Below are 10797 nucleotides of genomic sequence, written 5' to 3'. Positions count from 1 at the left end.
GCCAAAGCGCGTAAAGCGCAGCAAGCCGAAACTCCGACAACGTCTGAGGCAGAAGCTCAAGCTAAAGTAACGCCATCAGCTGAACCAGTGGAAGCCGATCCGAAAAAGGCCGCTGTGGCCGCCGCTATTGCTCGAGCCAAGGCACGTAAAGCACAAAAAGAACAACTCTCCAATCAACCCAATAATAATGAGGAGAAAGGCTAGTGGCTTTTTTTATCGCCAGTTCACCGCACGCTCACAATAAAAAGAGCACCTCAGATCTAATGAAGTGGGTGATGATTGCTGCATTACCTGGGCTTATTGCGCAAAGTTACTTCTTTGGCTGGGGGACATTGATACAGTTAATAATGGCTCTATTTATTGCTGTTATACTCGAAGGTGCCATCTTATTAATACGTCAGCGGCATCCATTGTTTGCACTGCGGGATTACAGTGCACTTGTCACAGCATGGCTATTGGCTATCGCTATTCCCCCTTATTCCCCATGGTGGGTCATCGTCATTGGGTTGATTTTTGCGATTGTTATTGCCAAGCATTTATACGGTGGTATTGGTCAAAATATCTTTAATCCAGCAATGGTGGCGTATGTCGTCTTGCTGATTTCGTTCCCAGTACAGATGACATCTTGGGTGACTCCAGTCCAACTTAGCCAAGATCCTGTTTACTTTGTTGACGCATTCTCTCTGATTTTCAGTGGGTTTAATCATGAAGGTTTGTCTCTTGCGCAGATTCGAACGGGTATAGATGGCGTCACAATGGCGACACCCTTAGATGCGTTCAAAACCGGACTGCACTCTGGAAGTACCGCTTCTGAAATCATGAAGCAAAGTCAATTTAGTGGTTTTGCTGGTGTAGGATGGGAATGGATAAACCTCGCCTATTTGGCTGGCGGTCTATTGCTAATTAAACTCAGAATCATAAACTGGCATATTCCAGTCGCGTTTCTAGCCAGTCTAGTGGTGACGAGCAGTATTTTTTCTATCATCACACCCGCTGAAACAGCGACTCCCTTATTGCACCTCTTCTCCGGTGCGACAATGCTTGGGGCTTTCTTCATCGCAACTGACCCTGTATCGGCTTCAACAACAGTCAAAGGACGCCTTATTTTTGGTGCCTTCATTGGGTTCTTGGTCTTTGTTATTCGAAGCTGGGGAGGCTTCCCCGATGGTGTTGCATTTGCTGTGCTGTTAGCCAACATGTGTGTACCAATGATTGACTATTACACCAAACCACGCACTTATGGGCACTAAGGACTGTTATGTTAGCCGCTATTCGTAAAAATGGACTCACATTGGCGATCTTTGCTTGCGCGACGACCGGGCTTGTCGCGATCACCCATCATTTAACCAAAGATCAAATCCAACGCCAAGAGAAAGCCCAGCTATTGTCTATTCTTAACCAAGTCATTCCCAAAGAGCTTCACGACAATGATTTATACCAATCGTGTACCTTGGTCTCAGACTCAGCACTAGGGACCGACGATTCTATGCCTGCTTACTTTGCGACACTCGATGGTCAACCAAGCGCGGTCGCTATTGAGGCCATTGCTCCTGACGGTTATAACGGAGCCATTAAACTCATCGTTGGTATCGATCAGCAAGGTAACGTGACTGGTACGCGCGTCTTGTCGCATCAGGAGACACCAGGACTTGGCGACAAAATCGACCTAAGAGTCAGCGATTGGATCCTAGGGTTCATTGGTAAATCAGTGACGGATACCAACCAAGATTCATGGAAGGTACGTAAAGATGGCGGTCAGTTTGATCAGTTCACCGGTGCGACCATCACACCTAGAGCGGTCGTTGGTGCCGTCAAACGTGCAGTAAGCTTTGTAAATGAGAATCGTGGCCAGCTAACGAATCAATCGTTTAATTGTGGGGGTTCAAATGAATGATAATAAAACGCTGTTAAAAAATGGGCTGTGGGACAACAACCCGGCACTGGTTCAGTTACTTGGGCTATGTCCTCTACTCGCTGTATCATCAACAGTGACCAACGCTTTGGGGCTTGGTATTGCAACACTTATCGTACTGGTTTGCTCAAATGTGGCGGTCTCTTTGGTAAGAGATTACGTGCCGAAAGAAGTTCGAATCCCCGTTTTTGTCATGATCATTGCCTCTGTCGTCACCTGCGTTCAGCTATTAATGAATGCCTATACCTACGGGCTGTATTTATCATTAGGGATATTTATTCCACTGATTGTCACCAACTGCGTCATCATTGGACGAGCAGAAGCGTTCGCATCAAAAAATCCAGTGTTACCTTCGACACTCGATGGTTTTTGGATGGGTGTTGGTATGACCGTTGTACTGGTATTACTTGGTGCCATGCGAGAGCTACTGGGAAACGGCACTTTATTTGATGGCGCTGAACTCCTGCTAGGCGCTTGGGCGCAATCCTTGAGAATCGAAGTTTTTCAGTTTGATAATAGCTTTCTATTGGCGCTTCTTCCTCCGGGTGCGTTTATCGGTGTGGGAATTATTATTGCGATAAAAAATGTCATCGACTCACAGATAAAGTCTCGTAAGCCAACTGAGAAAAAACAAACCATTGAGCGCGCTAGAGTGACAAACTAGACGCTTTCATGTAAGTGAAAATAATAATGAATAACATAAAGCGTGTCGAAATCTTAAAACGTCTTAGAGACGATAATCCAAACCCTCAAACGGAGCTCAACTGGAGTAGCCCGTTTGAGCTATTGATCGCTGTTCTATTATCGGCTCAAGCAACAGACGTCAGTGTCAATAAAGCAACGGACAAGCTCTACCCAGTGGCAAATACACCGCAGGGGATATTGGATCTGGGTGTCGATGGTGTCAAAGAGTACATCAAAACCATTGGGTTATTTAACTCAAAAGCAGAGAACGTCATCAAGACTTGTCGAATGTTACTCGATCTTCATCAAGGGGAAGTTCCTGAAAACCGAGAAGCATTAGAAGCATTACCCGGGGTAGGAAGGAAAACCGCGAATGTGGTTCTTAATACCGCTTTCGGTTGGCCAACCATCGCCGTGGACACCCATATTTATAGAGTTTCCAATCGAACCAAATTGGCGATGGGGAAAACCGTTGATGATGTTGAAGAAAAGCTCATTAAAGTGATACCCAAAGAATTTAAGCTCGATGTACACCACTGGCTAATACTTCACGGTCGATACACTTGCGTTGCCCGTAAGCCTCGATGTGGAAGCTGTATCATTGAAGACTTATGCGAATTTAGAGATAAAATTTACCCAGAAAGCTAGGAGTCCATAATGTCAAACGGAAGAATTCTTCACACAATGCTACGTGTCGGAGATTTAGATAAATCTATTGAGTTCTATACAAAAGTCATGGGCATGAACCTGCTCCGAACTAATGAGAATAAAGAGTACGAATACACACTCGCATTTTTAGGCTTTGGTGATGAGTCCCAAGGGTCCGTTATTGAGCTAACGTACAACTGGGGAACAAAAGAATACGACCTTGGTAACGCATTTGGTCATATCGCCATTGGCGTTGAAAACGTTTATACCACTTGTGATGCCATTAAGGCCGCCGGTGGTATTGTCACTCGTGAGCCTGGCCCAGTCAAAGGCGGGACAACAGAGATCGCCTTTGTAAAAGACCCTGATGGATACATGATTGAACTCATCCAGAATAAACAAGCCTCCGTTGGGCTAGGTTGATACTTTTTGAGATTTGTTCGCATTAAGGCAACCAAGCGTTGCCTTTTTTAATATTCAATGATAATAATAACTCTCATTATCATTTGATGGTAATTACATCAGATTTGTTCTATTAAGTTGCTCAAAGGGTTATTTATGACGGTTACAGAGTGGGAAAAACATACATTACTCGCGGACGTTGCGATGCAGGAAAGTGACCACCTGAGAAGTATATTGCACTACCAGCAAGCGCTAACCATCAGTGAGCAGCTGACTCATGAAGAAGAGATACAAATAGAAGATCGATTGATTGTTTCTGTTATCTCTTGTCACAACATGGCCAGTTTCTGGCGCTCTGTGGGAGATGAGCGATATGAGCTGAAATACTTGCAGCTCGCTTCAGAAAAGGTGCTGCCACTCATTCCACAATGCGCGAATAGTCAGTGTGATTCTTACATCGACTCACTAGGTTGCTGTAAAAAGGGTTCATCCGGTAAATCGATACCCGAAGGTTTTTCTGATACCATTTCGTCAAAACTTGCCAGTTAATGTCTACATCACTTCTTTATCATCGTTTTGGGATCCGTGGCCCCTTCCATTATCGTTCAACCGAGTTTAATGGTGGCACCACTATCTTTCATATTGCACACAACTCCCATATCAAGTGTCCATCATGTCGCAGCCGTGATGTCATAAAAAAAAGGGAGCAAACTCCGGCGATTTATCGCTACACCAATAGGCACTAATCCTAGTTACATCCAGATAGAAAACCAACGGATTGAGTGCCGAGCCTGTAAAACGCTAGGGTATTTACCACTTAATTTTGTTCCTCGCCCTAAAGTGCGCTACACCAAGGGCTTTGAGCAATATGTTCTCTCTCTTTCAGCGTTAAATGTCACCATCAGTGCCATTGCCAGGCTATGCGGTGTCTGTTGGGATACAGTGAAAGATATTCAGAAGCATTACCTGCACACGCGATATTCTAAGCCTTGCCTTAAACACGTCACTCACATTGGAATTGATGAGATTTACTGCGGCTCTAAAAGCGGTTTCATGACGGTAGTGATAGATATGAAGACAAGTGCTGTGGTTTACACCGAAAAAGGCAAGAAGGCAGAAAGCCTTGATGGTTTTTGGAAGCGAAAGCAACGTTGTAAAAAGCCGATTAAAGCCGTCGCCACGGATATGGGACAGGCATACATCTCTTCGGTGAAACAGCATGCCCCGAATGCCAAGTTGGTCATCGACCGCTTCCATGTGGTAAAGCGATTCAATGACAAGCTGACAGATTTCAGGCGTGAACTTCAAAATTCGATGAGCGACAAAAATGAAGCTCAATTTCTCAAAAATACTCGTTGGTTATTGGTGAGCAACCCAGATAAGTTAGATGAACAAGGCCAAGAGAAACTGGCACGGGCACTTGAAGTCAACCAACCTTTAGCGACCGTTTATTATTTAAACGAAAAGCTGAGAATGCTGTGGACGCAGCCATCAAAGATAGAAGGAGAAAAGTGGCTAGAAAGTTGGCTAGATGAAGCGAACCATTCAGGTATTTTGATGCTAGAGAAGTTCACCAAGACCTTGAAGAAGCACAAGGATGGGATATTAGCTTTTTATGATGAGAGGATGAGCAGTGGTCGCGTTGAGGGAGTAAACAACCGAATAAAAACACTGAATAAAGTCGCCTATGGGTACCGTGATTGGGTGTTTTTTGAGTTAAAAATTAAAGCCAGTCATGAGGCGAGGTATCGATTTACCGGATGAACCGTAAAAAGGCCTTGATTGAGTTCTTAAAGCGTCACCCTAACCCATACATTGCCAAGCAAGTCAGCCACCTAGACAGCGCAACAAACTGTAACCTAATTTCTATGTTTCAGTTAAACTAACGGCCAATTTAGCGTCGTGTTAAACCTGTGTACGGCCTAGTGATATAACGACACGACGGTTTTTGTCTTTACCTATCGGAGATGAATTATCTGAAACAGGGCGGCGTTTACCATAGCCTTGAATTTGAATTCTATCTTCAGGTAACCCCAAAGATTGAAAATAACCGCGTAAAACTTCCGCCCGCTGCTCTGATAGATTTTGAGACACACTTCTGGTATCAACCGAATCGGTATACGTTGAAACCAATACCAAATCGATATCTTGATTGTGCCTAATATACTCAGCAATTTGAGCTAAACGCTTTTGAGATGATTTATTGAGCTGCACACTGCTTCGATCATAATGCAAAATAGTAAACGCGATGTCTTCGAAACTATAGGGAAGTAGGTTAGCAATACAATCACTGAAAACATTGTACTTCTGCTGAAACAAGACCGATGAAAGAGCAACTTCAATTCTTTGATCCCGACTTTGCCAATCTTGATAGCTGAATGTAGGATAGCGACCTTTTTCAAGTTCACCTAAAATCCCCCAAGCAGTCTGTCCGCCAATATAGCCGTCGAATTGTTTGAAAAATTTTATGCTCGTAATTCGTTCCGCATTTTCACCAGGTCGCCATGCAGGTGGCAAAGACACTAAGCTAACATTCCGCGTTTCCCCCATCGGTCTGCGCATCTTAAGTTCAAAGTCTAAGATGATTTTTTTACTCGCCCGAGATGAAAATTCAGCATCGCCGTAATTTGGGATTGGGTGGACTAAGCGGCACTCTAGTGGCGTATTTGCCACCATTTGCCATGTAGATTGCATAGGCGTGGCGACATAACGTTTATCCAACGCAACCGCGTTTGGAGAAATCAGATGACTGGTTATTAGTAATGCGCTAATCGCGGCCCACTTCTTCATATTTGCTGTTCTCTTAGATACCACTTGATGACGGCGAATGTTTGCCGTTGCAACTTCTCTTACCCTACAATGCAAAATTCTAGCCATAAAACTGAATAAATTACGTTTCATTCTTGGATTCTTCGGTTTTGCTCTCTGCTGGAATCTGCAATAATGCACGGCTTGTCCATCTGACTAAAAAAACTATGACTGTTGAAAATGAAACTCTAACGTTAAAGAAGCGATTTCGTGGATACTTCCCTGTCGTCATTGATGTAGAGACTGCCGGCTTTAACTCAGATACCGATGCATTATTAGAGATTTGTGCCATTACGCTAACAATGGATGAACAGGGTGATCTTCATCCAGCTTCAACCATTCATTTTCACATCGAACCTTTTGAGGGTGCAAACCTAGAAAAAGCCGCTTTGGAATTCAACGGAATTATAGACCCATTCAGCCCACTTCGCGGCGCTGTTAGCGAAGAACACGCACTAAAAGAAATCTATAAGCTTGTGCGAAAAGAGCAAAAAGACCAGGGGTGCAGCCGTGCCATTATGGTTGCTCATAATGCCACTTTTGACCATAAATTCGTTATGGCTGCAAGTGAACGTAGCAAGTTGAAAAGAGTCCCTTTCCATCCTTTTGCCACATTTGATACCGCTGCATTAAGTGGCCTTGCCTATGGTCAAACCGTTCTAGCCAAGGCTTGTAAAACCGCAGGGATGGAGTTTGACAACAAAGAAGCCCACTCAGCACTTTACGATACAGAAAAAACCGCTGAACTTTTTTGTGGCATCGTTAATAAGTGGAAAGCTTTAGGTGGCTGGCCACTAGTTGACAATAACAATTAATACCAACACAACTAACCGAGAAAACTATGAATCCTGTTGTAATTTCTGTCTGTATCATGTTGATACTCGCTTTGATGCGTGTGAATGTCGTTGTGGCGTTAACATTCAGTGCTATCGTTGGCGGCCTTGTATCAGGCATGAGTTTAAATGACGCAGTGTCTGCATTTGAGAGTGGCTTAGGGGGCGGTGCAACCATCGCATTGAGCTATGCCATGTTAGGGACATTTGCTGTCGCTATTTCTAAATCAGGCATCACCGATTTGCTCGCCCAAAATGTGATTAAGCGAATCAACGGCAAAGAGAGCGGTACAGCGACTACCGGCTTGAAATATGCGGTATTAGCATCGCTGATTTTGGTTACTATGTCCTCTCAAAATATTATCCCTGTTCATATCGCCTTTATTCCAATTTTAATTCCACCTCTGCTCGGCGTATTTGCAAAATTAAAGATGGATCGTCGGATGGTTGCTTGTGTCCTGACTTTCGGTCTAGTCACACCCTACATGATTTTACCGATTGGATTCGGAGGGATTTTCCTAAACAATATTTTGCTTAAAAACTTGCATGATAATGGGCTAGAAAGCGTAGTCGCATCTCAAGTGCCAGTCGCAATGATTCTTCCGGCTTTAGGCATGGTATTTGGACTATTGACTGCTCTGTTGTTCAGCTACAGAAAGCCTCGTGAATACAAAGAAACAACGCTGACCCATATTAATGAAGAGCCAACAAGTATCGACAAGAAAAGTATTTTGGTTGCCTGTGTCGGTATTGTGGTAGCTCTGGCAGTACAACTGTCAACTGGCTCGATGATCATAGGCGCTCTAGCGGGCTTTATGGTATTCACATTCGGCGGTGTCATTGCCTGGAAAGAGACACACGATGTCTTTACCAAAGGCGTTCATATGATGGCGATGATTGGGTTTATTATGATCGCTGCGGCGGGGTTTGCTGCTGTAATGAAGCAAACTGGCGGTGTTGAATCCCTCGTCGACGCGTTATCAACCACCATTGGCGATAACAAGCCACTTGCTGCTCTGTTGATGTTGGTCGTCGGCCTATTGGTCACGATGGGGATTGGTTCTTCGTTCTCAACCATTCCAATTCTAGCAACGATTTACGTTCCTCTGGCCGCTGCATTTGGGTTTTCACCGATGGCGACAATTGCTTTAGTTGGAACAGCCGCTGCACTGGGTGATGCAGGCTCACCAGCGTCTGACTCGACATTAGGACCAACGTCGGGCCTCAATGCCGATGGGCAGCATGAGCATATTTGGGAAACCGTCGTACCCACGTTTATTCACTACAATATCCCACTGATCATTTTTGGTTGGATTGCGGCTATGGTTCTTTAATTTTTTAAATTTAATACCTAGAGGTTTAATGTTAATACATTAAATTCTAGCCAAAAAAAAACCGAGCGATTATGCTCGGTTTTTTTACTTTTTTATTGCTACTAGGTCAAGTTACCAACCCGTGATTTCACGTAGGCCTTTACCGATATCAGCAAGAGACTTAACAGTCTTAACGCCTGCTGCTTCTAGTGCTGCGAATTTATCTTCAGCCGTACCTTTACCGCCAGAGATGATTGCGCCAGCGTGGCCCATACGTTTACCCGGAGGAGCAGTAACACCAGCGATGTAAGACACAACTGGTTTAGTTACGTTCGCTTTAATGAACTCAGCCGCTTCTTCTTCCGCAGTACCGCCGATTTCGCCAATCATTACGATTGCTTCCGTCTCTGGATCTTCTTGGAAAAGTTTTAGGATATCAATGAAGTTTGAACCTGGGATTGGGTCACCACCGATACCAACACACGTAGACTGACCAAAGCCTTCATCGGTTGTTTGTTTCACGGCTTCGTAAGTAAGAGTACCTGAACGAGATACGATACCGACTTTACCCTTCTTGTGGATATGACCAGGCATGATACCAATCTTACACTCGTCTGGAGTGATAAGACCTGGACAGTTAGGACCGATCATGCGAACGCCAGTTTCTTCTAGCTTCACTTTTACGTCGATCATATCTGTAGTAGGGATACCTTCAGTGATCGTTACGATCAGTTCGATACCTGCATCAATCGCTTCTAGGATTGCATCTTTACAGAAAGGTGCTGGTACATAGATAACGGTTGCTGTTGCGCCAGTGACTTCTACTGCTTCACGAACTGTGTTGAATACTGGAAGGCCCAGGTGAGTTTGACCACCTTTACCAGGTGAAACACCACCAACCATTTGCGTACCGTATGCGATAGCTTGGTCTGAGTGGAATGTACCTTGACCGCCAGTGAAACCCTGACAGATTACTTTCGTGTCTTTGTTAATTAATACAGACATTATTTAGCCTCCGCAGCAGCAACAACTTTCTGAGCAGCATCTGTTAGAGATTCAGCTGCAATGATATCAACATCAGAATTAGCAAGTACTTCGCGACCTAGGTCTGCGTTTGTACCTTCTAGACGAACAACGACAGGAACTGTTACGCCGACTTCTTTAACTGCACCGATAATACCTTCAGCGATCATGTCACAACGAACGATGCCACCGAAAATGTTTACGAGTACTGCTTTAACATTGTCATCAGAAAGGATGATCTTGAATGCTTCAGCTACACGCTCTTTTGTCGCGCCGCCGCCTACATCAAGGAAGTTTGCTGGCTTGCCGCCGTGTAGGTTTACGATATCCATCGTACCCATAGCAAGGCCTGCACCGTTAACCATACAGCCAACGTTGCCATCAAGTGCTACGTAGTTCAGTTCCCACTGAGCTGCGTGCGCTTCGCGCTCGTCTTCTTGTGAAGGATCGTGCATTTCACGAAGCTTTGGCTGACGGTACATTGCATTTGAGTCAATGTTGATCTTGCCGTCTAGACAAAGAAGGTTACCTTCATTTGTAATAACAAGCGGGTTAATTTCTAGTAGAGCTAGGTCGTACTGAGAGAACATTTCACCAAGACCCATGAAGATCTTAACGAACTGTTTAATTTGATCGCCAGCTAGGCCAAGTTTGAATGCCAATTCACGGCCTTGGTAAGCTTGAGGGCCAACTAGAGGATCGATCGCAGATTGGTGAATCAACTCTGGAGTTTCTTCAGCGATTTTCTCAATGTCCACACCGCCTTCAGTTGACGCCATGAATACAATTTTACGAGTTGCGCGGTCAACAACAGCACCTAGGTAAAGCTCGTTAGCAATGTTCGATGCTTCTTCAACTAGGATCTTTGTTACAGGCTGACCATTAGCGTCTGTTTGGTAAGTCACTAGGTTTTTACCTAGCCACTTTTGTGCAAACTCTTTAACGCCTTCTTTCGTGTCATGTAGCTCTACGCCGCCCGCTTTACCGCGGCCACCAGCGTGTACTTGACACTTAACAACTTTTTTCTCTGTGCTGATACGGCCAGCAGCTTCAAACGCTTCTTGAGGCGTATCACATGCGAAACCTTCTGGTACAGGCAAACCGAATTCTGCAAACAGCTGTTTGGCTTGGTATTCATGCAAATTCATTGTTTATTTCCATTTGTTTATCCCTA

At 44.5% G+C, this 10797-nt stretch carries 12 protein-coding genes and 2 pseudogenes; 11 read left to right on the top strand and 3 right to left on the bottom strand.

Annotated features, from left to right (window positions below):
- From A1QO_RS10775 to A1QO_RS20290, 9 genes and pseudogenes are all read left to right on the top strand, one after another.
- A partial coding sequence (locus tag A1QO_RS10775) for a hypothetical protein (protein ID WP_017041857.1) occupies positions 1-204 on the top strand: 204 nt, incomplete at its 5' end.
- Entirely contained in the window at positions 204-1250 is a 1047-nt protein-coding gene (gene rsxD, locus A1QO_RS10770) for an electron transport complex subunit RsxD (RefSeq protein ID WP_017037616.1), read from the top strand. The genes A1QO_RS10775 and rsxD, both read left to right, overlap by 1 nt.
- An 8-nt stretch (positions 1251-1258) precedes the next feature.
- Positions 1259-1894 (top strand): electron transport complex subunit RsxG, encoded by a 636-nt coding sequence (rsxG, locus tag A1QO_RS10765; protein WP_017033157.1) that lies wholly within the window; start codon positions 1259-1261, stop codon positions 1892-1894.
- Entirely contained in the window at positions 1887-2576 is a 690-nt protein-coding gene (locus tag A1QO_RS10760) for an electron transport complex subunit E (protein WP_017033158.1), read from the top strand. The genes rsxG and A1QO_RS10760 overlap by 8 nt, the downstream gene beginning before the upstream one ends.
- Before the next feature lie 26 nt (positions 2577-2602).
- Positions 2603-3244, top strand: coding sequence for an endonuclease III (nth, locus tag A1QO_RS10755; protein ID WP_017041856.1), 642 nt, complete (start codon positions 2603-2605; stop codon positions 3242-3244).
- A gap of 9 nt (positions 3245-3253) precedes the next feature.
- Entirely contained in the window at positions 3254-3667 is a 414-nt protein-coding gene (gene gloA / locus A1QO_RS10750; RefSeq protein WP_017033160.1) for a lactoylglutathione lyase, read from the top strand.
- A gap of 135 nt (positions 3668-3802) precedes the next feature.
- Entirely contained in the window at positions 3803-4195 is a 393-nt protein-coding gene (locus A1QO_RS10745; protein WP_017040113.1) for a DUF2753 family protein, read from the top strand.
- A gap of 171 nt (positions 4196-4366) precedes the next feature.
- Positions 4367-5410 (top strand): annotated as a pseudogene (locus A1QO_RS10740) (ISL3 family transposase); the annotation flags it as partial.
- An 8-nt stretch (positions 5411-5418) separates the two neighbouring features.
- Positions 5419-5532, top strand: a pseudogene (locus A1QO_RS20290) (DUF2753 family protein); the annotation flags it as partial.
- A 19-nt stretch (positions 5533-5551) separates the two neighbouring features.
- Here the strand turns inward: A1QO_RS20290 and motY are convergent.
- Positions 5552-6436 carry a flagellar protein MotY gene (gene motY / locus A1QO_RS10735; protein ID WP_017033162.1) on the bottom strand — a complete coding sequence of 295 codons (885 nt, stop codon included), beginning with the start codon at positions 6434-6436 and terminating at the stop codon, positions 5552-5554.
- 185 nt (positions 6437-6621) lie between these two features.
- Here motY and rnt point away from each other — a divergent pair, with 185 nt between their 5' ends.
- Together rnt and A1QO_RS10725 are read left to right on the top strand one after the other, a co-directional pair.
- Complete coding sequence (gene rnt, locus A1QO_RS10730; protein WP_017033163.1) at positions 6622-7269, top strand: ribonuclease T; 648 nt, start codon at positions 6622-6624, stop codon at positions 7267-7269.
- Between the two features lie 26 nt (positions 7270-7295).
- A complete protein-coding gene (locus A1QO_RS10725) occupies positions 7296-8621 on the top strand; it encodes a Na+/H+ antiporter family protein (protein ID WP_017033164.1) in 1326 nt (441 codons plus the stop codon).
- A gap of 111 nt (positions 8622-8732) precedes the next feature.
- Here the strand turns inward: A1QO_RS10725 and sucD are convergent, their stop codons facing one another.
- Both sucD and sucC read right to left on the bottom strand, forming a co-directional pair.
- On the bottom strand, positions 8733-9605 hold the full coding sequence (sucD, locus tag A1QO_RS10720) for a succinate--CoA ligase subunit alpha (protein ID WP_004734209.1): 873 nt from the start codon (positions 9603-9605) through the stop codon (positions 8733-8735).
- Positions 9605-10771 carry an ADP-forming succinate--CoA ligase subunit beta gene (gene sucC, locus A1QO_RS10715; protein WP_017033165.1) on the bottom strand — a complete coding sequence of 389 codons (1167 nt, stop codon included), beginning with the start codon at positions 10769-10771 and terminating at the stop codon, positions 9605-9607. Before sucC ends, sucD begins: the two co-directional genes overlap by 1 nt.
- Positions 10772-10797 lie beyond the last annotated feature (26 nt).

Origin of the sequence: Vibrio genomosp. F10 str. ZF-129 (assembly GCF_000287055.2) — a bacterium.
Lineage (GTDB): Bacteria > Pseudomonadota > Gammaproteobacteria > Enterobacterales > Vibrionaceae > Vibrio.
This window is presented reverse-complemented; position numbering and strand designations above follow the sequence as displayed.